Origin of the sequence: Acinetobacter sp. WCHA29 (assembly GCF_002165335.1) — a bacterium.
GTDB lineage: Bacteria > Pseudomonadota > Gammaproteobacteria > Pseudomonadales > Moraxellaceae > Acinetobacter.
In genome coordinates, this window is sequence record NZ_NHRQ01000024.1 from 1 (window position 1) to 24,704 (window position 24,704).

General features: G+C 39.0%; 25 protein-coding genes, 3 pseudogenes and 1 other annotated feature. Of the genes and pseudogenes, 18 read left to right on the top strand and 10 right to left on the bottom strand.

Features of this window, described 5'->3' with window-relative positions; translation table 11 throughout:
• Positions 1–127: 127 nt before the first annotated feature.
• From CDG59_RS12810 to CDG59_RS12820, 3 genes are all read right to left on the bottom strand, one after another.
• Complete coding sequence (locus tag CDG59_RS12810) at positions 128–412, bottom strand: putative quinol monooxygenase (RefSeq protein ID WP_087545641.1); 285 nt, start codon at positions 410–412, stop codon at positions 128–130.
• Between the two features lie 20 nt (positions 413–432).
• On the bottom strand, positions 433–1,431 hold the full coding sequence (locus tag CDG59_RS12815) for a zinc-binding alcohol dehydrogenase family protein (protein ID WP_087545643.1): 999 nt from the start codon (positions 1,429–1,431) through the stop codon (positions 433–435).
• Between the two features lie 71 nt (positions 1,432–1,502).
• A complete protein-coding gene (locus CDG59_RS12820) occupies positions 1,503–2,243 on the bottom strand; it encodes an SDR family oxidoreductase (protein ID WP_004915298.1) in 741 nt (246 codons plus the stop codon).
• A gap of 135 nt (positions 2,244–2,378) precedes the next feature.
• On the opposite strand from CDG59_RS12820, the gene CDG59_RS12825 reads away from it, so the two are divergent.
• Positions 2,379–3,278: a LysR family transcriptional regulator gene (locus tag CDG59_RS12825; protein ID WP_087545644.1), complete on the top strand. Its 900-nt coding sequence runs from the start codon at positions 2,379–2,381 to the stop codon at positions 3,276–3,278.
• 14 nt (positions 3,279–3,292) lie between these two features.
• On the opposite strand, the gene CDG59_RS12830 is transcribed toward CDG59_RS12825, so the two are convergent.
• The gene (locus CDG59_RS12830; protein WP_087545645.1) at positions 3,293–4,309 is read right to left on the bottom strand and encodes a zinc-dependent alcohol dehydrogenase family protein; all 1,017 of its coding nucleotides are present in this window, start codon (positions 4,307–4,309) and stop codon (positions 3,293–3,295) included.
• On the bottom strand, positions 4,299–5,294 hold the full coding sequence (locus tag CDG59_RS12835) for a zinc-dependent alcohol dehydrogenase family protein (RefSeq protein ID WP_087545646.1): 996 nt from the start codon (positions 5,292–5,294) through the stop codon (positions 4,299–4,301). The genes CDG59_RS12830 and CDG59_RS12835 overlap by 11 nt, the downstream gene beginning before the upstream one ends.
• 470 nt (positions 5,295–5,764) lie before the next feature.
• On the opposite strand from CDG59_RS12835, the gene CDG59_RS12840 reads away from it, so the two are divergent.
• From CDG59_RS12840 to CDG59_RS12855, 4 genes are all read left to right on the top strand, one after another.
• A complete protein-coding gene (locus tag CDG59_RS12840; protein WP_001133624.1) occupies positions 5,765–6,040 on the top strand; it encodes a metal/formaldehyde-sensitive transcriptional repressor in 276 nt (91 codons plus the stop codon).
• A gap of 21 nt (positions 6,041–6,061) precedes the next feature.
• Positions 6,062–7,174, top strand: a complete 1,113-nt coding sequence (locus tag CDG59_RS12845) for an S-(hydroxymethyl)glutathione dehydrogenase/class III alcohol dehydrogenase (protein ID WP_087545647.1) — start codon at positions 6,062–6,064, stop codon at positions 7,172–7,174.
• 228 nt (positions 7,175–7,402) lie between these two features.
• Complete coding sequence (gene fghA, locus CDG59_RS12850) at positions 7,403–8,233, top strand: S-formylglutathione hydrolase (protein ID WP_087545648.1); 831 nt, start codon at positions 7,403–7,405, stop codon at positions 8,231–8,233.
• 240 nt (positions 8,234–8,473) lie between these two features.
• The gene (locus CDG59_RS12855; protein ID WP_019837862.1) at positions 8,474–8,776 is read left to right on the top strand and encodes a putative quinol monooxygenase; all 303 of its coding nucleotides are present in this window, start codon (positions 8,474–8,476) and stop codon (positions 8,774–8,776) included.
• An 84-nt stretch (positions 8,777–8,860) separates the two neighbouring features.
• On the opposite strand, the pseudogene CDG59_RS15540 reads toward CDG59_RS12855, so the two are convergent.
• A pseudogene (locus CDG59_RS15540) lies at positions 8,861–9,195 on the bottom strand (IS3 family transposase); the annotation flags it as partial.
• Between the two features lie 182 nt (positions 9,196–9,377).
• Between CDG59_RS15540 and CDG59_RS12865 the strand changes: the two are divergent.
• The 3 genes from CDG59_RS12865 to CDG59_RS12875 all read left to right on the top strand — a co-directional run bounded on the left by CDG59_RS12865 (position 9,378) and on the right by CDG59_RS12875 (position 12,619).
• Positions 9,378–10,535: an iron-containing alcohol dehydrogenase gene (locus CDG59_RS12865; RefSeq protein WP_087545649.1), complete on the top strand. Its 1,158-nt coding sequence runs from the start codon at positions 9,378–9,380 to the stop codon at positions 10,533–10,535.
• 75 nt (positions 10,536–10,610) lie between these two features.
• The gene (locus CDG59_RS12870; RefSeq protein ID WP_087545651.1) at positions 10,611–11,288 is read left to right on the top strand and encodes a type 1 glutamine amidotransferase domain-containing protein; all 678 of its coding nucleotides are present in this window, start codon (positions 10,611–10,613) and stop codon (positions 11,286–11,288) included.
• A gap of 203 nt (positions 11,289–11,491) precedes the next feature.
• Positions 11,492–12,619, top strand: a complete 1,128-nt coding sequence (locus CDG59_RS12875; RefSeq protein ID WP_087545652.1) for an alkene reductase — start codon at positions 11,492–11,494, stop codon at positions 12,617–12,619.
• Positions 12,620–12,702: 83 nt separating this feature from the next.
• Here CDG59_RS12875 and CDG59_RS12880 read toward each other — a convergent pair whose 3' ends face one another.
• Both CDG59_RS12880 and CDG59_RS12885 read right to left on the bottom strand, forming a co-directional pair.
• Positions 12,703–12,933, bottom strand: coding sequence for a hypothetical protein (locus CDG59_RS12880; protein ID WP_087545653.1), 231 nt, complete (start codon positions 12,931–12,933; stop codon positions 12,703–12,705).
• Between the two features lie 111 nt (positions 12,934–13,044).
• On the bottom strand, positions 13,045–13,653 hold the full coding sequence (locus tag CDG59_RS12885; RefSeq protein WP_005160552.1) for a TetR/AcrR family transcriptional regulator: 609 nt from the start codon (positions 13,651–13,653) through the stop codon (positions 13,045–13,047).
• A gap of 143 nt (positions 13,654–13,796) precedes the next feature.
• Here CDG59_RS12885 and CDG59_RS12890 point away from each other — a divergent pair, with 143 nt between their 5' ends.
• Positions 13,797–14,816 (top strand): NADP-dependent oxidoreductase, encoded by a 1,020-nt coding sequence (locus CDG59_RS12890; RefSeq protein WP_087545654.1) that lies wholly within the window; start codon positions 13,797–13,799, stop codon positions 14,814–14,816.
• 15 nt (positions 14,817–14,831) lie between these two features.
• The gene (locus CDG59_RS12895) at positions 14,832–15,470 is read left to right on the top strand and encodes a glutathione S-transferase family protein (RefSeq protein ID WP_087545655.1); all 639 of its coding nucleotides are present in this window, start codon (positions 14,832–14,834) and stop codon (positions 15,468–15,470) included.
• A gap of 414 nt (positions 15,471–15,884) precedes the next feature.
• Here the strand turns inward: CDG59_RS12895 and CDG59_RS12900 are convergent, their stop codons facing one another.
• Positions 15,885–16,316 (bottom strand): PPC domain-containing protein, encoded by a 432-nt coding sequence (locus tag CDG59_RS12900; RefSeq protein WP_087545657.1) that lies wholly within the window; start codon positions 16,314–16,316, stop codon positions 15,885–15,887.
• A 96-nt stretch (positions 16,317–16,412) separates the two neighbouring features.
• Positions 16,413–16,609 (bottom strand): annotated as a pseudogene (locus CDG59_RS15790) (IS3 family transposase); the annotation flags it as partial.
• Positions 16,610–16,689: 80 nt separating this feature from the next.
• On the opposite strand from CDG59_RS15790, the pseudogene CDG59_RS12905 reads away from it, so the two are divergent.
• From CDG59_RS12905 to CDG59_RS12940, 8 genes and pseudogenes are all read left to right on the top strand, one after another.
• Positions 16,690–17,468: pseudogene (locus CDG59_RS12905) on the top strand (IS3 family transposase); the annotation flags it as partial.
• Positions 16,812–16,925: a sequence feature (AL1L pseudoknot), on the top strand. Its footprint overlaps the pseudogene before it by 114 nt.
• Before the next feature lie 143 nt (positions 17,469–17,611).
• Complete coding sequence (locus CDG59_RS12910) at positions 17,612–18,418, top strand: HesA/MoeB/ThiF family protein (RefSeq protein WP_413772674.1); 807 nt, start codon at positions 17,612–17,614, stop codon at positions 18,416–18,418.
• A gap of 57 nt (positions 18,419–18,475) precedes the next feature.
• Positions 18,476–19,774 (top strand): ABC1 kinase family protein, encoded by a 1,299-nt coding sequence (locus tag CDG59_RS12915; RefSeq protein ID WP_087545658.1) that lies wholly within the window; start codon positions 18,476–18,478, stop codon positions 19,772–19,774.
• A gap of 26 nt (positions 19,775–19,800) precedes the next feature.
• Positions 19,801–20,181 carry a dihydroneopterin aldolase gene (gene folB, locus CDG59_RS12920; RefSeq protein WP_087545659.1) on the top strand — a complete coding sequence of 127 codons (381 nt, stop codon included), beginning with the start codon at positions 19,801–19,803 and terminating at the stop codon, positions 20,179–20,181.
• Positions 20,138–20,572 carry a 2-amino-4-hydroxy-6-hydroxymethyldihydropteridine diphosphokinase gene (locus CDG59_RS12925; RefSeq protein WP_005160519.1) on the top strand — a complete coding sequence of 145 codons (435 nt, stop codon included), beginning with the start codon at positions 20,138–20,140 and terminating at the stop codon, positions 20,570–20,572. The genes folB and CDG59_RS12925 overlap by 44 nt, the downstream gene beginning before the upstream one ends.
• Before the next feature lie 26 nt (positions 20,573–20,598).
• Positions 20,599–21,150, top strand: coding sequence for a DUF2799 domain-containing protein (locus CDG59_RS12930; protein ID WP_413772675.1), 552 nt, complete (start codon positions 20,599–20,601; stop codon positions 21,148–21,150).
• A 69-nt stretch (positions 21,151–21,219) separates the two neighbouring features.
• Positions 21,220–22,689 carry a caspase family protein gene (locus CDG59_RS12935; protein WP_087545660.1) on the top strand — a complete coding sequence of 490 codons (1,470 nt, stop codon included), beginning with the start codon at positions 21,220–21,222 and terminating at the stop codon, positions 22,687–22,689.
• Positions 22,690–22,754: 65 nt separating this feature from the next.
• On the top strand, positions 22,755–24,689 hold the full coding sequence (locus tag CDG59_RS12940) for a caspase family protein (protein WP_227519127.1): 1,935 nt from the start codon (positions 22,755–22,757) through the stop codon (positions 24,687–24,689).
• The last annotated feature ends 15 nt before the right edge of the window (positions 24,690–24,704 follow it).

Genomic DNA, 24,704 nt, shown 5'->3' on the forward strand with positions numbered 1-24,704 from the left:
AAACCTGAATCCTTGTAGTTGAAGTGTTTGTTCGCACTTATATTTTAACTACTTTGGACTCAGGTTTTTTTATTTAACTCTAACTATGTTACTTTGAAGAATACTTCATCATAACGTCCGAATACAGCTATATTTTTTTGATTTCTACAATAGCACTTGATTCAATGAGCGATTGGATATTACCAAATAAACTTTGAATATAATCAGTGGCTAGATGGATATCTAAATCCTCTCTGCTACGCCATTCTTCTAAGAAGAAATATCTACTCGAGTCATTTTCGCTAATATAAAGCTCATATTTCAAGCATCCTTCTTCTTGAAGCGTAGGCTCTATTACACTTTTTAAAAGCGCTTCTAACGTTTCTTTTTGATCTGATTTTGCCTTAATGTTCGCAATTACTGAAATAGTCATTATTTCACCTTGAGTTTGTTTTAGAAGTTTTCTAGTACAATTTTGCCTTTTGACTTACCTGATTCAAGCAACTTATGCGCCTTCTCCAAGTTTGCAGCGTTAATATTGCCTAGATTTTGGTTGAGGGTACTTCTAATTTTTTGCTGGTCAACTAATTGGGCAACCTGTTGCAATAGATCACCTTGCTTTTCAATATCATCGGTTTCATACATTGAACGGGTGAACATCAACTCCCAATGGATAGAAATAGATTTAGTCTTAAACGGCATAATATCAAATGTTTGTGGATCATCGATCAATCCAAGCTTGCCTTGTGGTGCAATCAGAGAAACTATTTGCTTGGTATATGTTTCTGTATGATTTGTAGAGAATACGTATTTTGGTTTTTCAATACCTAGTGCTTCGATTTGTTCGTTTAAATCTTTGCTATGATCAATGACATGGTCGGCACCCAGTGATTCCACCCAAGATTTCGTTTCTTCACGAGAAGCTGTTGCTATAACGGTCAGATTTGTTTTTGCTTTTAGGAGTTGGATAGCGATTGATCCTACACCACCTGCACCACCAATAATTAAAATACTGCCAACTTCTGTTTCTGAAATTTGAAACCGATCAAACAGCATTTCCCATGCGGTGATAGCAGTTAATGGCAATGCTGCGGCTTCTGCATTAGATACTGTAATGGGTTTAAGGCTGATGATGCGCTCATCGACTGCTTGAAACTCAGCATTACTACCATCTCGGGTTAAATCGCCAGCATACCAAACAGAATCTCCTACTTTAAACGAGGTAACTTTTGAGCCAACTTCAATAATTTCCCCAACGGCATCCCAACCTAAAATACGATTATTTGCTTCAGACGAATTTTTTCTCACTTTGGTATCAACTGGATTCACAGAGATTGCCTGAACTTTTACCAGTACATCACGCTCCTTAAGCGTAGGCTTCGCTTTTTCAATATCTACCAATGAATTTTTAAAATCATCATGGTGATTTATAGCATACGATACGGCTTTCATAGATTTGTCCTTAACTTTAAAAATATAGTAAAAATGGGAGCGAGGTGCTCCCATTTTTTGTTATTCAATTATTAAAACTCTTGGCTCGTTGGGCGTAAAACAATTTCATTAATATCTACATCCGCAGGCTGTTCAATTGCATAAGCAATTGCTCGAGCGACTGAATCAGCTGGTATGGCTTGTTTGTAGAAATCGGTAACAAACTCTGAACTTTCTTTATGAGAAGAACCGAATTTTAGTTCTGACTCAACTGCACCAGGCTCAATAGTCGTCGTTCTAATTGTTCCCCCAACTTCATGACGAAGTCCTTCAGAGATGGCTCTTACAGCAAACTTAGTACCGCTATAAACAGTACCTCCTGGACTAAATACTTTTATCCCTGCAACAGATGCCAGATTAATAAAGTGTCCAAAGTTTTGTTTTTGGAAAACAGGTAGGGTAGCTGCTATACCATAAAGAACACCTTTAATATTGATGTCGATCATACGATCCCATTCATCAACTTTTAGCTCACTTAATGGTGCAATAGACATTAATCCAGCATTGTTTACCAATACATCGATTTGACCAAATGCGCTTAATGCCTTTTCAATAAGTGCTTGTACTTCCTGTGGTTTGGTTATATCCATACCAATAAATTCAGCTTGACCACCTTCAGCACGAATGTCGTGAACAATAGCCTCTAATTTTTCAGTACGTCTAGCACCAAGTACAACTTTTGCACCTTTTTTAGCAAGTAAGCGAGCAGTAGCTTCACCTAAACCACTACTTGCACCAGTGATAACAACAACTTTATTTTCTATATTATTCATACAAGTAACCTTCAACCTATCTGTCAATCATATTTGATGGGTTAAGTATTACAGCCTTGTTAGGTATAATAAATGAATAATATTATCTTTCAGAATTCCTATTTACGGAATAATTGCCATAACACAGGATAGGACATGCATAACAAATTGGAAATGATGCGTATCTTTTGTGTCGCAGCAGAGTCTCGAAATTTTAAAGAGGCAGCAACTCAGCTGGGTATTTCCCCACAGGCAGTGACACGGGCAATAAAAGAGCTAGAAGAGCAGCGCGGAGAGATTCTGTTTTACAGGAGTACTCGACAAATTAAAATTACCGCTGATGGTGAGCGTCTGGCAAAGCAAGCACGTTTTGCGGTGGGATCGATCGATGCTTTGTTTGTAAAAGACACCAAGGAAAAACGAGATGAAATGCGTGGGACTGTCCGTCTTACTGTGTCGTCTGTGTTAGGGCGCAAATTGGTAGTACCTACACTAGCAGAGTTTGCCACACGTTATCCAGATATTGTCGTGGATTGTGTGCTAACAGATTCACACTCGGATGTGATCGATGAGCGGATAGATATCGGGATCAGATTTGGATTTTTGCCGGACAATCGATATGTGGCAAGGGAATTGGCTAAAGTGAACTTTTATTCTGTGGGTACGCCAGAGTTAATTGATAAGGTTGGAATGCCCAAAAAAATTATTGACCTAGATAAATACCCTCTAACAGCACTAGTCGATCATAAAACAGGGCGTTACTGGCCATGGACATTCACTGAAAGTCGAAGCTTTACGCCATCAAAGCCCCGTTTTATTACAGATGATCTTGAAGCTGAATTTCAAGCTATTCTCGCTGGAGTCGGATTCGGACACATGCCTGGATTTCTAGTTTTGCCGTGGCTTAGGAGTGGTAAGCTCATTCAGATACTTCATGAGGAAACCTCTCCTGTTTGGCGCCTGTATTTATATCGTCCACAGCGGGGCCCGACACCTTTGCGAATCCGAGCATTGTTTGATTACTTAGCGGAAGTGCTGGGCCGTATAGAAACCTGAATCAGATAAGACCATCATGTATCTAGAGTAACTACAATTTTTCCTATTTGCTGATTTGATTCAAGATAGCGCTGAGCGTCATGCATGTCCTCAAAGTTAAAGCAACGGTCGATCACTGGACGAAGATATCCTGCACCTATACTGCTAAGAATAAATCGTCTGGCTTGCTCCCTTAGAACAGGGTCATGCAGAACCTCAAGGAACAAAAAACCTCGCATGGTTAAGCTCTTGCGTAATGCAACTTTAAGGGGAAATGGTGTGATCTCCGGGCTAAGCGCACCATGCATAACCATCGTTCCTCCTACAGACATCGCTTTGGCAATCTGTTCAATATGAGGCCCTCCTACAGCATCGAAGGCGACATCAAGATGTTCTCCACCTAAACGTAAAACAAGCGCCTCATACAAATCTGGTTCATCTTCAGTGGCTATAACATTTTTAACACCGAGATCCAGTAAACGTTGCTTTTTCTCTATCGTCTGTGTACTTGCAATGACTTTAGCACCCGCTGCTTCAGCTATCTGTATCGCAGCTAGTCCTACGCTACTTGAAGCTGCTGTGATCAAGATCGTTTTTCCTTTCGATACTCCACCAGCATGGATTACACCACCCCAAGCCGTCAAATACTGCATCCAGATTGAAGAAGCTTCTTCCCAGCTTAAACTATCGGGTTTGTGAACTAAAAAAGTTTCTGGAATCAGAAGCTTGTCCGTATATGTCCCATATTTGGCTAGATTGTCAGTCGGCAGAATCGATACTGCATCTCCTGGAGAAAATTGGCGTACACCTTCACCTATCGCAAGAACTATGCCTGCTCCCTCATATCCCAGACGAGAAGGTAATACTGCCTTTTGAATATAAGTACCACGCCGAAACATTACATCAGCTCGGTTGAGTCCGATCGTTTTCATCTGTATTAGAACTTCTCCTGCTGCTGGTAAAGCCACAGGAAGTGTTTCTAATGTCAGAACATCTGTATCTCCAATACTATTGAAGCGCCAAGTCTTGGCCTGAAGTGCGTTAAATGACATCAATCACGACCTTAATATTGGCAGAGCGATCTTGAACAGCATCATGAGCCTCAATCGCTTGATCTAGAGTAAAATGACGAGGATCAACAATAGGACGCAGTTTACCTTCCTCAACAAGACGAGTCGCGATCTTAAGGATATCACCATGATGAGCACGGCGATTGCCTGTTAACATCGGCATTAGGATGAATACGCCAGACACAGTGGCACACCGTAGAGATGAACTCGCTAAATTATGATTACCAAATGCAGCACAGCTGGTAATGTGGCCATAGTGAGTTGTCATGGAAAGTGAAGCTTCGAGTACTGGACCACCCACAGTGTCGTAAACAATGTTAAAACCTTGACCCTCAGGGCTTGCAGCAATAATGTCATCGGAAGATGCTGTTGTGTAATCGAGAGGTGTTGCACCGAGTTCTGAAATTAGTGATTGATCAGCTGTACGACCAGTCGCCCAAACATTTGCATCAAGTGCTTTTGCAAGCTGAACCACCATATAACCAACGCCACCAGCACCACCCTGAACCAGTAAAGTTTGCCCTGGTTGGACCTTCGCATGATCCACTAAACCTTCCCAAGCGGTGAGGAACGTCAATGGTAGTACTGCTGCCTCGCGCATAGAGATATTGCGTGGCTTTAATGCGATCAAATCAGCATCTGCTACAACATATTCTGCTAAAGATCCTTGAAGACCACGAACGCCACCAATCAGACCGTAAACTTCATCCCCGACGTTGAAGTCGGTGACACCTTCACCAACAGCAGTTACAACCCCAGCCATATCTGTTCCCAACACGGCAGGAAGCTCTGGCATAGCATATGGTGCTTCACCAAGACGAATTTTATAATCAATAGGGTTTACACCACTCGCATGAATACGTACCAGAACTTGCCCAGCCTCAGGGTGAGGTATAGGGAGTTCTACACGTGTAAATTCATGATCACCAAAATTTTCTAGGATAAGAGCATTCATCATCTTATTCATAGTTGTTCCTTATTCTTAACTGGGGGATGATGTGCACAGTATCAAAGTAAAATAATCCAATAAATGATATTTATAGGATTTAATAATTCCTAAATAATGAATAATAAATATCATCCGCTCACTAAAAATATTCTAGTACAGTTTGTAAAGGCAGTTTAATCTAAACTGTCGGTAGTATTTACAAGGCTTGAAACGTTCAAAATATCTACAAAGTGGCTAAAATTTGAAACATAATTCTAAAAGGTCACAGCATTACAAAGAACATGAGACAAAATAAAAAATGGGAGCTAAAAGTCCCATTTTTTTTTGTGACTTTCGCATAAGCTCTATGATGTTAATTTAAAAAAAACTAAAAAACAGGCATAGAAAATTTTCGCTAAAGGTCTTTTTGATTTTCGATTTATAAAAAATATTGCTTTTTTTATACTATGGGGTACTATAGTATAAACACTGACAAATAAGGAGGTCTGATGCCTAATCAGGTTGAAGACAAAAAAAAGATTCTTCTACGCGTCAGAAAGATCAAAGGTCAGACGCAAGCGATTGAAAAAGCGTTAGAAGATAATGTGGAATGTGGTGCAATTCTGCAACAAATATGCTCTGTGCGTGGTGCTATTAATGGTTTAATGAATGAGATGTTAGAGGTTCATTTAAAGGACACTTTAGTATCAGGTGAAACCACAGAACAACAACGAAAAGAAGAATTGGCTGAAATCGCCAAGATTCTAAAATCATATTTAAAATAGATCTGTATAAGGAATTATTCCATGAAGTCACGTGCTGCCGTTGCGTTTGGTCCTGGTCAACCTCTTCAAATTGTTGAAGTTGATGTTGCACCACCGAAGAAAGGTGAAGTATTAATCAAGATTTCCCATACCGGTGTGTGTCATACAGATGCATTTACTTTATCTGGCGATGATCCTGAAGGTGTTTTTCCGGCTATTCTCGGGCATGAAGGTGCTGGTGTTGTTGTTGAGGTTGGTGAAGGCGTGACTAGCGTCAAACCAGGTGATCATGTTATTCCACTTTACACTGCTGAATGTGGCGAGTGCGTATTTTGTAAATCTGGAAAATCGAACTTGTGTATTTCCGTTCGCGAAACTCAAGGTAGAGGCGTAATGCCAGATGGCACCACTCGTTTTTCCTACAATGGTCAACCGATTTACCACTATATGGGCTGCTCAACGTTCAGTGAATACACGGTAGTGGCAGAAGTATCATTGGCTAAAATCAATCCTGAAGCCAATCACGAACATGTCTGCTTACTAGGTTGTGGTGTCACAACGGGTATCGGTGCAGTACACAACACGGCTAAAGTACAAGAAGGTGATAGTGTTGCGGTCTTTGGTTTAGGTGGTATTGGTCTGGCAGTCGTACAAGCCGCACGTCAAGCTAAAGCAGGACGTATTATTGTGGTTGACACGAATCCAGATAAATTTGCGCTGGCAAAAGAGTTTGGTGCAACGGACTTCTTGAACCCTAAAGATTACGATAAACCAATCCAGCAAGTTATTGTCGAAATGACTGGCTGGGGTGTAGATCATTCATTTGAATGTATTGGTAACGTGAATGTGATGCGTGCAGCCCTTGAAAGTGCACACCGTGGCTGGGGTCAATCCGTAATTATTGGTGTAGCTGGCGCAGGTCAAGAAATCTCTACCCGTCCATTCCAGCTTGTTACTGGTCGTAAATGGCTAGGTTCTGCCTTTGGTGGCGTAAAAGGTCGTACGCAACTTCCAGGAATGGTTGAAGATGCCATGAAAGGTAAGATTCAATTAGAACCATTTGTGACACATACGATGGGCTTGGATCAGATCAATGAAGCCTTTGATCTAATGCATGAAGGTAAGTCAATTCGTACTGTAATTCATTACGAATAATTCCGTCAGACCTTATAGCTTTCCATGCATGTGCATCATGAATGACATGCATGGAATCCTCTAAAACGGCACATTATCTGTAAAACAGATCTATCCGTGTAGGCATCGTGAATAGGTTCAACAAACCTGCCTACATTTTAAATCTTAATCACTATTCTCTGTGGAGAATGTCAGACTCTTTGTTTACTCGATTTCTCATGAAGTCTTGCTCAACATAGGTAATTGATTATGGAAATAATTGAGAAACATGCTGCTTTTGGTGGATCGCAAGAAGTGTATCGCCATCAGTCAACAGCATTAAACTGTTCAATGAAATTCTCAATATATCTGCCACCTCATGACAAAGATGAGCGGTTGCCAGTTTTATATTGGTTATCAGGACTGACTTGCAACGAACAGAACTTTATTACTAAAGCCGGAGCACAAAAATATGCGGCTGAACATAAAGTCATTATTGTTGCACCAGATACCAGCCCACGTGGAGAGGATGTACCAGATCATGCAGATTATGATTTAGGCCAAGGCGCAGGATTCTATGTGAATGCAACACAAGCACCCTGGTCACAGCATTTCAAAATGTATGATTATATTGTGGAAGAGCTCAGAAATCTGATTGACCTGAATTTTCCGACCAACCAAGTCCAAAGTATTATGGGTCATAGCATGGGTGGTCATGGTGCATTAGTTATTGGGTTAAAAAACCCTGAGCTGTATAAAAGTATTTCTGCTTTTGCACCAATTGTTGCACCTAGCCAAGTACCTTGGGGAGAAAAGGCTTTTACACACTACCTAGGTGAAAACGAAACTTTATGGAAAAGCTATGATGCGATTGAATTAATCAAAAACGCTGAAGTTCATTTACCTATTTTAGTCGATCAGGGAACAGCTGATGATTTTCTTGAAGAACAGTTAAGGCCTAAGCTTCTTAGTGATATTTGTTTGGAACAAGAATATCCTCTGACACTTAACCTAAGAGAAGGGTATGACCATAGCTATTACTTTATTGCGAGCTTTATAGAGAAACATATAGAGTTTCACAGCAAATTCCTAGCTAAATAACTTTCATAGATATGAGGATGTACATGTTGTTCTTGAATGCTTCTTGAGCAATATTTTTTGATTCAAATGTTAATGATATTAACTTGAATAAATTCATAGCATTATGTCGAAATAAAAAACTAAATTTTGGCTCTGCTATGGAAAATTGTTTTTAACCTTTGTACAACAAAACTTTCTGACATGCATACATTAGTAATGTCAGAATGAGTTTGAATTTTAATCAATTGTGGAGTTTTAGTCATGCTTAAAACAGCTTTATATGTCCGTCTTGAAGCTAAACCAGGTAAAGAAGACGAAGTGGAAGCTTTCCTTAAAGGCGGTTTACCAATCGTAATGGAAGAACCTGCGACAGTTGCGTGGTTCGGCCTACGTCTTGGACCTACAACATTTGGTATTTTTGATGCATTCCCTGATGAGGAAGGTCGCCAAGCACATTTATCTGGCAAGGTTGCAGCTGCGTTGATGGCTCAGGCCGAAGAGCTATTTTCAGAGCCACCGTCTATTGAAAAAGTAGATGTTTTGGCGAGTAAACTACCAGGTTAAACCGACGCTTAAATGTATGAGGGTGCTGCCTGAAATTTTGAATGAAAGGCAGCACTTCAACCCTGTGAGGTATGTCAGAGGCTTTTATTCAAGTTGGGCTACTTTATTTATTGGTTTAATACCATCATTTAAATGGGTCAATATCCAAAACAGGGCAGGGTAAATAAACGAATGCAACTATTTACATGCTTTATATTGAACCAATCTATCTAATTTACTGTCGCATTTGTACATCTGCTAAACCGTGCCAATCTGCTTTTAAAATATTTAATCATTGCTATTTTGTATGAGCCATTCACTGTTTCAGCCAATGCGTTCACGACCATGTCAGTAGTCATACGTGTTGATACCTTCCATCCAACAATCGCTCGTGAAAATACATCAATAATCAAAGTGGTATAGAACAAGCCTGAATGTGTTTAACCATCACTCAAGTCGCAAGCTAAAATAATTTTAAAAAAATAGACGACTGGTCTATTTTTATGTATAGTTAGCACATGGTGCAGTCAAAAGCCGCAGTGTTGTCCAATTTTTTTTAAGTTTATTTGATGAGTAACGGTAGTTTTTCAAATCAATTAGCTGATCATCCTAGGATAAAAATATGCTGAATTTTAACTTTTATAATCCGACCCGCATTATTTTTGGTGGCGATACAATAGCTAAAATCAATGACTATGTGCCTACAGAAGCAAAAGTATTAATGTTGTTTGGTGGTGAAAGTGCACGTAAGAATGGTACTTTAGCTGAGGTGCGTGAAGCATTAGGTGCAAGAGAAATTCATGAATTTGGCGGAATTGAGCCGAATCCGAGTTATGAAACCCTCATGAAAGCTGTAGAGCTGATTCGAGAACAAAAGATAGATTTCTTGATGGCTGTCGGTGGTGGATCGGTAATTGATGGTACTAAATTTATTGCAGCAGCAGTCAATTATACAGGGGATGCATGGGAGATTTTAGAAACCCATGGTACTAAAATTACTCAAGCTTTGCCTTTTGCGAGTGTACTCACCCTTCCGGCAACTGGTTCAGAAATGAATAGCGGTGGGGTAGTCACCAGAAAATCGACCCAAGCCAAATTGTCATTTAGCAGTCCCTATGTTTTTCCACAATTTTCCGTACTCGATCCGAATAAAACTTTTAGCTTGCCGACGCGCCAGTTAGCAAATGGCGTGGTTGATGCATTTATTCATGTCATGGAACAGTACTTAACTTACCCTGTGAATGCACAAGTACAAGATCGTTTTGCCGAAGGTCTATTGCAAACTTTGATTGAGATTGGACCGAAAATCTTGGAAGATTCAGCAGATTATGACACGCGTGCGAATTTGATGTGGGCTGCTAGCATGGCACTGAATGGGCTGATTGGAGCTGGTGTACCACAAGATTGGTCAACCCATTTGATTGGGCATGAGCTCACGGCTTTACATGGTATTGATCATGCTCGTACCTTGGCCATTGTGTTGCCGGCCAATCTACAAGTGCGTCGTCAAGAGAAGCGAGAAAAATTACTACAGTATGCAGCTCAAGTCTGGCAGATTGTAGAAGGTGATGAAGAACAACGTATTGATACTGCTATTGCTCGTACTCGAGCCTTCTTTGAGCAACTTGGATTGCCGACTCGTCTTAGCGATTATGGACTGGGGGAGACAGATATTGAGATCATCATTACGCAACTTAAATCACATAATCTGACACAGCTAGGCGAACATAAAAATGTTTCATTAGAGATCAGTCGCCAAATTCTCGAGATGAGCATCTAAGCTAAATGCGCGTATCTGGCATGCTCTGACCCTGTAACAATGCTCCTCAATCATGAAAATTATCGGAGAAATAACATGAAAATTTTAATCGTTTTAACCTCACACGATCAACTTGGCAATACTGGTAAGAAAACAGGTTTCTGGCTAGAAGAACTTGCTGCACCCTATTACACCTTTATTGACTCTGGTGCTGAAGTTACGCTGGCGTCGCCTCAAGGTGGGCAGCCACCACTAGATCCGAAAAGTAATTTAGCCGATGCTCAAACTGAAACCACTCATCGTTTTGAAGCAGATCCAACTGCAATGCAAGCATTAACACAGACGCATAAACTTAGCGAAATTTCTGTAGCTGATTATGATGCAGTGTTTTATCCAGGCGGGCATGGCCCATTGTGGGATTTAGCAGAAGATCCGATTTCAATTTCTCTGATTGAACAGGCGATTCAGTCTGGCAAACCTGTTGCAGCAGTGTGTCATGCCCCGGGTGTTCTTCGTCATGTGAAAGCGAGTAATGGAGCGCCTTTAGTTAGCGGTAAATTAGTGACTGGTTTCACCAATACTGAGGAGGCCGCTGTAGGTTTGACTGAAATTGTACCATTTTTAGTTGAAGACATGCTTAAAGAAAACGGTGGTCATTATTCTAAAGTAGATGATTGGCAAGTATATGTTCAAGTAGATGGCTTGCTGGTTACTGGACAAAATCCGGCATCTTCTGCTGCAACTGCCTCAGCATTACTTCAATTGTTGAAATAAAGAGTAGCTAGTCTCTGTTGTGGTGCTTAGTAGTGAATAAAACTTCTGACTCTGAGCAACTGGCGCAATAAGCAAAATAACCCTCATTTAATGGTGAGGGGCCTGAGTGAATAGCTTTCCTTCCTTTCTTTTTCTATATACAGGAAGGAAGGTTATTTTTTTAATTTAGATCAATGAAGCCATGATGACTTGGATACAGTGAAATGAAAGACAGTAAACTTTTTCAAAACTTAAGCTTAGGCCCTTATGTTTTGCAAAACCGTATTGTATTGCCACCATTAACGCGGTCGCGTAGTACTCAGCCAGGGAATATTCCAAATGAATTAATGGCAACCTATTATCAACAGCGTGCCGGGGCAGGATTTATGGTCACCGAAGGTACGCAAATCGAGCCACGTGGTCAAGGCTATGCTTGGACTCCTGGTATTCACAGCCCTGAACAGATTGCTGGATGGCGTAAAGTGACGGAAGCAGTGCATGCTAAAGGAGGCATTATTTTTGCACAACTTTGGCATGTTGGGCGTGTTTCACATACATCTTTGCAACCCGATCATGCATCACCAGTCGCGCCTTCGGCTATTAGGGCTGATAGTAATGTTAAAGTCTTTATTGAGACCGGGCCCAGTGCAGGGACCTTGGCTGATCCTTCAATGCCACGTGCTTTAAGCAATGCAGAAGTTAAAGAATTAGTGCAACTCTATGCTCAAGCTGCACGCAATGCCTTGGTTGCTGGTTTTGATGGGGTTGAAATTCATTGTGCAAATGGTTATTTGGTGAATCAATTTATCTCTGCACATAGTAACCACCGTGAAGATGAATATGGTGGATCACTAAACAATCGTTTGCGTTTTTTACGTGAAGTAGTACAGGCAGTTGCTGAGGTGGTTGGTGCAGATCGTTTAGGAGTGCGTTTTGCCCCGCTATTTGAAAGTACAGAGGAAGATCGTGTTTACATAGGGTTGGTTGAAGATGATCCACATGTGACTTATATTGAAGCCATAAAAATACTTGAAGAAGTTGGGATTGCCTATTTATCGATTGCAGAAGCTGATTGGGATAATGCACCAGAACTTCCTCATGATTTTCGTAAAGATGTCAGAGACACTTTCAGTGGTCGGATTATTTATGCAGGTCGATATACGGCAGAAAGAGGGACTCGAATTTTAGAGGCAGGACTGGCCGATTTAATTGCATTTGGACGCCCATTTATTGCGAATCCAGATTTACCCGATCGCATCGCCAATGGCTGGCCATTGAATGGAGTAGATGCAAGCACTATGTATGGTGGGACGGAAAAAGGCTATATTGATTATCCAGCTTACGCAGATTAATCTCGACTAAGTGAGTTATTTTGCCAACCTTTGTAGTTGGCAAAATAAGGACTTAGGATTGCTGTTGCCAGCATAAATTCTTATTAAAACAAATTCTTAAAATTTTTTAGCTGTGTAATGAGCCAACCAGCCAGTGGAAAAGAAATCAGTTGCGTTACTGGCACTAATACTATGACTTCAATCAACACCATCATCGGGAAACTTTGATGCTGAGTAATTGGCTTTAATAAAGTGAGAACCAGTAATAGTGTGGGATATAAGCCTAAATAACCAACTAAAATATGAGTCATGAGGGCTTTAGAAGGAGAATTCATTGTGCGCTATACTCATGGATTGTAAATTGATCTAATAGCAATACATGAATAAGTAATCATTGGGTTGCTATCATAAACCATTAATTATGTTGTTGATATTTAATTCAATTTTTATGAATCTTCACTTTTTAATAGAAATTTAGTTGCTCTCAGAGCTTGATGTAATGGCGTTTTATCTTTTTGCAACTTACTCAGTAATGCTGCACCTAACCACATTTGGTAAAGTACTTGTGCCAAAGTAGAGGCCTCGGTATCTGCTTGGATAGACTGATCCTGTTTTCCCAAATCAATTAAACCAGCAATACGTTGGATTACATCATCAACGCCAGCGGACATAATGGAGCGCATATCTTCCGATAGATCGGCAACTTCTGCGGCAAGTTTCACAATTAAACAGCTATCCGCCCAACCACACTGTGTTTCAGGATCTTCTATCCATAAATTAAAATACTCAATCAGCTTTTGATAAGGTGATTTATCACTACGCCATACATCATTTAAACGGACTTGGTAATTATCCACATAATGCTGTACCAATTCACATCCAAAAGCTTCCTTAGATTGGAAATAATGATAAAACGAGCCTTTAGGGATTTCACAGCTCTGTAAAATTTCCTGTAATCCTACGCCAGTAAAACCTTTATGCAAAATCAGGTCTGAACTGGTGTTAAGAATGTGTAAGCGCTTTGCTTCAGACTTTTTAATAGGAGTAGGCTTCATATTAATTATTTACTCTATTGTAAAAAATAGACCAGTCGTATTGTTTTTTATTATAACTCATCTACAATGGATGTAAAGAAATTTTAATCTTAATTTTTAATTGTGAAGTGAAATACTTCTAAATAAAACATGGAGTTATATGTGTGAAACCAGTTATTAATCAACGCATCGTTTTAGCTAAACGGCCAGTGGGTGAGCCAAAACACAGCGATTTTCGTATTGAACAAGTTGAGCTCAATGAAGTTAAACAAGGCGAGATATTGTTAAAAACCATTTACTTGTCACTCGATCCTTATATGCGTGGTCGCATGAGTGATGCTCCTTCATATGCAGCACCGGTTGAAATTGGCGAAGTGATGGTCGGTGGAACAGTCAGTCAAGTGGTGGCCTCTAAAAACCCAAAATTCAAAGAAGGCGAGTGGGTTCTTTCTGGAAATGGTTGGCAGGGCTACGCAATTTCTGATGGGACTGCCTGTCAAAGCTTAGGTATGCAACCTGAACATCCATCTTGGGCATTGGGTATTTTGGGGATGCCTGGCTTTACTGCTTATATGGGGTTGTTGGACATTGGTCAGCCTAAAGCCGGTGAAACTTTAGTCGTTGCAGCTGCAACGGGACCTGTTGGTGCTACGGTTGGACAGATTGGCAAACTTAAAGGTTGTCGCGTGGTTGGCGTCGCAGGTGGAGCTGAAAAATGCCGTTATGCAGTAGAAGAACTCGGCTTCGATGCTTGTATCAATCATCATGATGAAAATTTTGCAGAACAATTACAACAAGCAGTTCCCAACGGTATTGATATTTATTATGAGAATGTGGGCGGTAAAGTGTTTGATGCGGTATGGCCATTGCTTAACTCTGCGGCACGTGTACCGGTGTGTGGTGTGGTTTCCCAGTATAACGCTACCGAGCAAGCACAAGGCCCAGACCGTTTACCGGGCTTTATTTCCACCCTTTTAAAAAAGCGTATTCGCATGCAAGGCTTTATTATTTTTGATGATTATGGCAGTCAGTATTCGGAATTCTATCAGCAAATGTCTGAATGGTTGAAAGACGGAAAAATCAAATATAAAGAGCATATGGTGCAAGGTTTAGATAACACGATCAATGCTTTCAATGGTATGTTGAAAGGCGAAAACTTTGGCAAAGTCGTTGTAAAAATTTAAAAATTAGGAATTGTCATGATTACACTACATCATTTAGATCAATCACGTTCTTTTCGCATTTTGTGGTTACTTGAAGAAATCAAGCAGCCCTATGAGCTGAAACGCTATTATCGTGACTCACGCACGCATTTGGCCCCTGACTCTTTAAAAACCATCCATCCTTTAGGGAAATCTCCAGTATTGGAATGGGATGGCAAAGTTATTGCAGAGTCAGGCGCAATCGTTGAGTTATTAATTCAGAAACTTGCGCCGCATTTAGCACCAGATATGGATGAACCTACCTATGTCGATTATCTACAGTGGATTCATTTCTCAGAAAGCTCTGCCATGCTGCCATTTTTGTTAAAAACGTTTAATGCGATAGAAACCAAGCAGGGTACGAAGTTGGTATTTCTTGAAAATTATACTCAAGTTGAGTTCGATAAAGTATTTAGCTATTTAAATGAATATTTAAAAGATAAAGAATTTCTAGTCGCAGACCGTTTAACCGGTGCTGACTTTATGATGGGCTTTGGACTACATGCTTTAGTTCATCATATGGGACAAGGTGAAAATTATCCGCATATCCAACGTTATGTAGCAGGTTTAAGCCAACTACCTAGCTGGCAAGCCGCAGTACAAATTGAACAAAATGGTGTGAAAAGTCAAAAATAGCAAGATTGATTTTTTAAAGGCAATTGAGAAAAAGAATCGTGCTTGACAAGTACATCTAGTTAAAAAATAAGCTGACACATATTTAAGTAAACGCCTAATGAATTTCATCGGGCGTTCTCTATTTTAAAGATAAGGAATTACCATTATTTAAGAAAAGTTTCGCCTATTCTTCCCCTGCAAATTCCTATCAAAAGAGTTTGAATATCACGACGGTTACGTTGAAAGATATAATCAACTTTTGAAAGAAAGAAACGTGACTAACGCACAGCAAGATTAAATTATTCCTCGGGGTATTAAACAAGTAAACTGCATCATTTTACTAACATAAACACATATACGTAAAAATCATGCCCCGTTTAACTGGCAATAGTTTTTGAACCCTTGTATAAAAACTTAAACGAATCTAGCAATTCTTTATTTGATGTTAATACTCATCCAGTATTGAGGTTTTTTATCTTTTCTTGCTTGTGATCTAGGTTGAAATACTCTAATTTCATACTCACCTGATGCAGGTAAAATATAAATACCATTATCATCAAGCTCTGGAGAATATTCTCCAAGATTGATAGAGTCTTTTAATTGATTACCCCATAAGTAAGTTTCAACATTTCCTCCAGTCAACGTCACTTTTAACTTTTGCCCTTTTTTTGCATAAAATTTGTAGGAATCATACTTGTATCCATCTATCCTTCCGTAATAATTTGCAGAGTCAGCTTTTTTTGCAAACTTAACTACAACAGTCTTTCGTATATCATTCTTATCATTTGCAAGTACGGCAGGGCTAAGGATAGTTAAAGTTAGGGCCATAAAAGCACCAGCTAGTAATTTCGTATTCGCTATTTTCATAAGGTTACCTTAATTCTTGTATCGCCCCTGACATAGTAACATAAGTAATAAGTAACCATGAATCATGGAACAGAAATGTGAATAGTCACCAAAATTCTAGACACACATAACCATCTTTTGATAGACCCTCTCATAATCTAATGAAGAACGTTGACCGTTGGAACTAGGCCGCGTTTGAACTGCAGAACACCTCAATATATTCAAAGATATTAGACCTGGCTTCAGTTCTTGCTATATATTTTCTTCTTAATTCTTTCTTGTTTTAACAACTGAAAGAAACTATAAGGAACAGCAACAGCAACAGCAACAGCAACAGCAACAGCAACAGTGCTGGATTTGTTGGAAATTAACTGTCCTGATATGAGAGCATTAAAAATACTTAGATCAACAAAATCCAATCAAAGTACAACAATTTTCAGATCAAGAACGTATCAAACAACTGGAAAATGAAAATAAAGAACTGCATCGTGCTAATGACATTCTATGTAAAGCAGCCGCTTTTTTCGGCCAGGCGGAGCTCGACCGCCCACACAAATAGTGATGGATTTTATCCATAATAAGGCGTTATATGGTGTTGAGGCAATTTGTAGAATTTTACCTATCGCAGCTTCAACCTATTACCGAACTCTCGTTCTCTGTGATGAGAAGCATTGCTTCGCAAGGGAACATCAAGCGAAACGAGATTTACATGACTTGCATCCATGCTGAACAAATTAAACGAATTTGGAAGGAAAGTTCAGGTCGATATGGTGTACGTAAAGTTTGGCAAAAACTGAAACATCAAGGCTATGTTGCTGCGCGCTGTACAGTTGCTCGATTGATGCAAAAGCTAGGTATACAAGGTGTTTAGCGTGTTAAGAAAGGGGGCGTTTTTAAATGCCATTAGAGGGTTATTTTTACACTGCAGCTAATACGAACAGTAATTCATACGATAATGCTCTGGCTGAAACGGTGAATGGTTTATACAAAACAGAGGTGATTGAATATTTAAAAGCAGATTGGCAAGGTCTAGCAGATGTACAACTTGCGACATTAAGTTGGGTTGATTGATTCAACAAAAAGCGTGTACACAGTGCACTGGGTTATGTATCGCCTTTTGAGTTCGAAGCAATGTCTTATGATAAGATTAACCCGTTAGGTCAGGTGGCCTAACTTAAATAAAAAGTCTCCGACAAACCCGGTATGGTTCAGTTAAAGAGTAAGAAAAATATTGGGGTAAAATCGCTTTTCGTCAAAAGAAAACAGTGTTCGTTCTAATTTATTACTTTCCTCAGAACTCACATCGACTTAAAATCATGAACACTTTTGATGATCAAGAAGTAAGTCCCGTGTCAGACCATTTGGAAAACGAATTTGAGCTAAGTAATGAGGAAATGCATCTCTATAGTCGTCAGATTTTATTAGATGGTTGGGATATCGAAGCACAAGAAAAACTAAAATTCGCCAATGTGCTAATAATCGGCGCAGGTGGTATCGGTTGTACCTGTGCTGAGCTGTTGGCACGTGCAGGTGTAGGTAAAATTACCATTGTCGATGCCGATACGATTGAAATGAGTAATCTGCAAAGACAAATTGCCTTTACGACAAAAGATTTAGGTCGATACAAAGCCGAAATACTGGCAAAGCATCTAAAAGACATTAATCCGCATATACAAGTTAGCTATCAAAATATACGATTCGATGAAACGAATGCTGATGAACTCGTACAGCATCAAGATGTAGTCTTAGATGGTTGCGATAATTTTACGACTCGTTATCTAGTGAATGCGCTGTGTAGAAAACATCAAGTACCGCTTATCAGTGCGTCAGCGATTGGTTTTGAAGGGCAACTGTTTATGGTGGATGCTGATTCAGCTTGTTATGAATGTCTGTTTCCGAAAGAAGATCATGCCAATAAAGGATTACGTTGTGCGGAGTCGGGTGTATTAGCTACCACTCCTGTAATGATAGCGTCATTACAAGCGCATCACACTTTGTTGTTTTTAGGACTTGGTCTGACACCATTAAAGCAAAAATTGTTGCTTTGGAATGGTTTAAATCTATCGCAACGCATTCTTAAATTTGAAAAAGATGTAAATTGTCCAGTTTGTCAGGCAACTTGATCGGTAAATTGAGCAAAATTTGCTAAACTAAGACCATCTGTAAGGCAATGAAAGATTATGAAAAGAAATATTTTATTCGATGGATTACGTTCTGTTGCACGTATAGGTGAAACAGTTATTGTTGCGGCACAAGCAGGTGTGAAATATGCAACTGAAAAACCAAGTAATGCAAAGCTCATGCGTGAGACCTTTGAGTCGCTTGGTTCAACATATATTAAATTGGGTCAATTTATTGCCAGTACGCCGTCTTTATTCCCTCGTGAATACGTTCAGGAATTCCAAGGCTGTTTAGATCAAACGCCAACCTTACCATTTAGCTATATCCAACAAGTATTAGCTGAAGAATTTGAAGGCCGTAATCTGAATGAAATTTTTAGTTTTATCGATGAAAAGCCACTAGCTTCAGCTTCAATTGCACAAGTCCATGCCGCTCGACTAGTTACGGGTGAAGATGTGGTGTTAAAGGTGCAAAAACCTGGTGTTGAAACCATTTTATACACTGATTTAAATGTGGTGCATTGGGCGACAAAACTTTTAGAAAAAGCCGTTCCAAAAATCAAGTTTGCATCGCTTTCTGAAATTGTTGATGAGATCAAAACACGTATGGTACGTGAAGTTGATTTTATTGAAGAAGCACAGAATCTGGATGACTTTATTCAATATCTGAACATTTCTGGCAATCAGGCTGCCACTGCACCAAAAGTTTATCATCAATTTTCAACGCGTCGTGTACTTACTATGCAGCGCCTGTACGGGGTGTCATTAACTGATTTTGATGTTGTTAAAAAATATGCCAAAGACCCAACACAAGTTCTGATTACTGCAATGAATACTTGGTTTGGTAGTCTCATGTTATGTAAGAGTTTCCATGCTGATTTACATGCTGGAAATCTGATGTTACTTGAAGATGGTCGTATTGGTTTTATTGATTTCGGGATTGTTGGGCAATTGAATCCTGAGGTTTGGACAGCATGTATGACATTTATGGATGCATTACAGCATACCAATTATGTTGCGATGGCTGAGAATATGCTGAAAATGGGCATGACTCATCAGAAAATTGACACTCAAATCTTGGCTGATGATTTAGAGCGTTTATTTAGCGGTGTATTACTGGCAGATCCGCAAGAAATTCTCAGTTCCAATCCAGCAGATTTGAATGACATTATGATGGATATGGTGGCTGTCGGTGAGCGTCATGGTATCAAATTCCCGCGTGACTTCGCTTTGTTATTCAAGCAAATGCTATATTTTGATCGTTTCATGCGTGTTCTCGCACCGTATACCGATATTTATGCTGACCAACGTTTAAAAATGGTTCACAATATTGAACCTGCTTCGTTTTTAAAGCATTAATTTATTTATCGGTTCATTAGGTCATTATGGATGCCATTATAATTGAAGGGTTGAAGGTGGATACTGTGGTTGGCTGTTTCAACTGGGAACGCCAAATTATTCAACCTTTGATGCTAGATCTCATCATTCATAATGATCTATCATACGCTGCATACTCGGATGAGTTGGAAGATACGCTCAACTATGCGCAAATCTGTGAGCTTGCAGCCCAAGTTATACAAGAGGCTAAACCGAAACTGATTGAGCACGCCGCACAATTGGTACTTGAATGTTTATTTACGACTTTCCCCACGATCGAATCGATCAGTATCACCATTCGCAAACCCGCCATCATTGCACAAGCCAATGCAGTAGGAATTCGCCTTGAACGCAACAGAAACAATTTTTGCGCTCGCATTGGCGAGTAACCTCAAACAAAAACAAAATTTCACTTTTGCTTATCAACAGATATTAAGCTTAGGTATAGTGGAATTTTCTTCAATTTATAGAATCCCATGTCGGGATCGTGTTGGTGCCGATTATTGGAATTCAGCTTGTTTATTAAAAAGTCGACTGAATGTTGATGAGATCACTGAAACACTGAAAAACTTAGAAGCACAATCTGGTCGAGTTCGTCCATCACATAATATTAGCTTGGATATTGATGTGATTGCTTGGGGGGAGACTTTAGAAGATATGCAATTTAATCCAAAAAAGTTACCATTAGCCTTAGATGTTAAAATTCCACTTTATGATTTGTGGCAGGTTCCAGATTTAGATTACGATAGGAAAAATTCTTATCCCGTTATTTCTATCTAACACTATAATAATAGGAACAATATTCCATTAATAAAATTTCATTGTTAGTAGGTTTTACAATTTTACTTTCAGGCTGTGCTGCCATGAGTGTTGAACAATCCAAAACTGCAAATTGGTTTAATGTTGGAGAAAAAGATGGTGCAGCAGGACAGGAATCTCGATTAGATAAATATTATTCTTCTTGTCAAAAAGCCAATATTGTGCCGAATCAAAAGCTTTATGAACAAGGTTACCCAAAAGGTTTGGGCTATTACTGCCGACCAGAAACCATTTTTAATGAAGCGTTAGAAGGGCGTGGTGATTTTCGTATTTGTCCGTTAGACAAACGTGAGTCTTTGCGAATATATTATCAAGTTGCAAATGGCTACTACCAAGCAAACGCGGAGTTTGATCGCTCACAAAATGATATTAACTATTATTTAAAAGAGTTAGAGCGTAAAGACTTATCTGTTAAGGATCGTGATGATTATAGAAAACGTCTCTATGATCTACGGTTAAACAGTAGTGGTGTGCAATCCCGTTATCATGGTGCGGTCAAAGACTTAGAGCGTTTTAAATCGGAAAAAGGTTCGAGGTAAATTGTTCTAAAATTTTAACCCTCTTTTGCTTTTCCATCGTTTATATAGGATATCGATGAGGGGAATACGATGCGTTTAATAAAAGTTGCTGTGTTGGCTTTGCTGAGTGTGATGACATATGAGGTTTATGCCAAGCGTGTTGCATTAGTGATTGGCAATGCAGCTTATGAACATGAAAATAAACTAACCAACCCTGTGAATGATGCTGTTTTATTGCAGAGTACATTAAAAAATGATTTACATTTTGATAATGTGAAACTGGTTAAAAATGCTGATTTTCGAACTTTAAATCGTACTATTAATGAATTTAACCAAACAGCACAAGATGCTGATATTGCAGTAATCTATTTTTCTGGTCATGGGCAACAAGGTGCAGATCGACAGAATTATTTATTGGCAACAGATGCACACATTGAAAACTTGGTTGATTTGCGAACAGGAGCTGTCACATCAGATGAACTAATCAATGCGACACAAGGTGCAAAAGCCCGTATTGTGATTTTGGATGCTTGTCGAGATCGTCCTAATAGCGGATTTAAAAGTGCAACCAAAGGTTTAAGTCGAGTACAGGTTACAGGAGATGAATTACTGATTGCCTATGCAACTGATGCAGGAAAAGTGGCACAGGATGGTCAAACAGGAAATAGTCCATATGCGACTGCCTTGGCACAAGTCATGCGGAAAAAAGATAAATCTATTATGGGAATGTTTGATGAAGTAAAAAATCAAGTTCGAACGATGACTAAAGGACAGCAAGTTCCTACTCGTGAAGGAAATTTAAGCATTAATATTTATTTTATTCAACCCACGATTAACCTTCAAGAAAATACCAATTCTGATGCTGAGTTGGTGTTTTGGGACAGTATTAAAAATGAAACAGATGCAGAGAGTTATCAAACCTATTTAAAACAATACCCCAATGGAAGATTTAGCCATTTAGCGAAAGCAAGAATACAGAAATATACTACCAAACCTAATCAATCTGATGCAATTATTACTCAAACTCTAGAAGCAGATAATTCAATATTAATGCAAAAAGGTATGTGGCGTGACCCTAAAACTAATTTAATATGGATGCGTTGTAGTTTAGGGCAAATATGGGATGGAGCAACTTGTTCTGGTAATGCAGAGACTTATAGTTTAGAAAATGCCAAACAAATGATTACAGAAATGAATCAAAAGAATTTTGCTGGATATAATGATTGGCGTTTACCAAATATTGCTGAATTGGCTAATATTCGTTACTGTTCGAAAGGTTTTTCTAAAGTTATGCAAAAACCTTATATGAATAAACGGACAGGAGAAACGAAGCTACTCCCTTTAATGTGTGACGGTTTTAAACATCAAAAACCGACTTTAGATACACAAATTTTCCCTAATACCCCTCAAAAATCAGTGTTAAGTGATTTGAATTATTGGACATCTAGTGTGCAGGTAGATGCCAAAATCATCGGTATTAGTTTTGGCAGTGGTCTCATTATGGCAAACTCTATTGATTCAAAAAATTATGTTCGTATGGTACGTGGAGAGGAACAATAAAATTATTCTTTAGATTAAATAAAAGATATGGAATCAATAAGGGGAGTAGAATGCGTTTGATAAAAATGGTTGTGTTGATATGGATGAGTGTTATAGCACATCATGCTTATGCTAAACGTGTTGCTTTAGTTATTGGTAATGCAGCTTATCAACATGAAAATAAACTGGCTAACCCTATTAATGATGCGGTTTTATTACAAAATACGTTAAAAAGCGAACTCCAATTTGATGATGTCAAATTGATTAAAAATGCAGATTTTCGGACGTTAAATCGTGCAATCAATGACTTTAATCAATCTGCACAAGATGCGGATATTGCATTGATTTATTTTTCAGGGCATGGGCAGCAAGGGGATAATCGGCAGAATTATCTATTAGCAACAGATGCCCAAATTGAACATCTTGTAGATTTGCGAACAGGGGCTGTCACATCAGATGAACTTATCAATGCGACACAAGGTGCAAAAGCTCGTATTGTGATTTTGGATGCCTGTCGAGATCGTCCTAATAGCGGTTTTAAAAGTGCCACCAAAGGTTTAAGCCGAGTACAGGTAACAGGAGATGAATTATTGATTGCCTATGCAACTGATGCGGGCAAAGTAGCACAGGATGGCAACACAGGGAATAGCCCATATGCTACAGCTTTAGCACAAGTAATGCGAAAAAAAGATAAGTCTATTATGGGTATGTTTGATGATGTCAAAGATCAAGTTAGAACTGTAACTAAAGGGCAACAAGTACCTACTCGTGAGGGAAATCTAAGTATAGATGTTTATTTTATTCAACCCACGATTAATATTCAGCAAAATACCAACAGTACTACTGCTGATGCTGAACTGGTGTTTTGGGATAGTATTAAAAATGAAACAGATGCAGAGAGTTATCAAGCTTATTTAAAACAATATCCCAATGGAAGATTTAGCCATTTAGCGCAAGAAAAAATACAAAAATATGTACTTAAAATGAATCAAACTCAGGTTGCATCTGTAAATGATATAGAAAAGACTAAAAAATATATCGAAGAAGCGGATAATATCTTATTAAAAAATCCTATAAATCAGAAGAAAAGGTATAAGGCAGCAGAGCATACATTATCACAAGGAAATCCTTTTGCCGAAATATTTATTAATGCAGCTAATTTCTCAGGTCAAAATTATAAAGATTTAGTTACTTTAGCTGATCAGAATCATGCTGCATCCGCCAATCTTTTGGGCTTTGTTTGGATGGCAAAAGGTTTACCTAATGAAGCGATGAAATGGTTCCATAAATCTGCGGATATTGGTCACCATTTTGCGATGAAAGAACTTGGAGCAGCTTATCTTGCAGGATTAGGTGTACCTAAAAATGAACAAAAAGCAATGGAATGGTTTAAAAAATCTGCCGATTTGGGTAATACAACAGCCATGACTGCAGTAGGTACATTATATCGTAATGCTAAAGGTGTAACTCAAAACTATAATACAATGCTGGAATGGTATAAAAAAGCTGCGGATATTGGTGACACGACAGCAATGATGGCTATAGGTACTTTTTATGCCAAAGGGGAAATTGTAGAGCAAGATGATCAAAAAATGCTGGAATGGTATTACAAAGCAGCGGATGCTGGAGATATGACAGCAATGATGAAGATAGGTAACTTTTATGCTAAAAATGGCGGATTCGGGCAAAATAACCAAAAAGCAATGGAGTGGTATCGTAAAGCTGTGGATTCAGGTGATGAAGAAGTAATAAATTTTATAGGCACTCTTTATTATGATGGAACTGGTGTTATACAAAATTATAATACGGCAATGGAATGGTATCTAAAAGCTGCTAATCTAAAATCTGCAAGTGCAATGTACAATATTGGTATTTTATATGAATATGGACTAGGTATTGAAAAAGATAAAATACAAGCAAAGGAATGGTATTGTAAAGCAGCTAAGTTAAACCATGCAGAAGCAATAACTCGAGTTACTGCTTATGGATGGTCAGGAAATTGGCAGAAACAATGTGTATGATAAGTGCTTTAAACC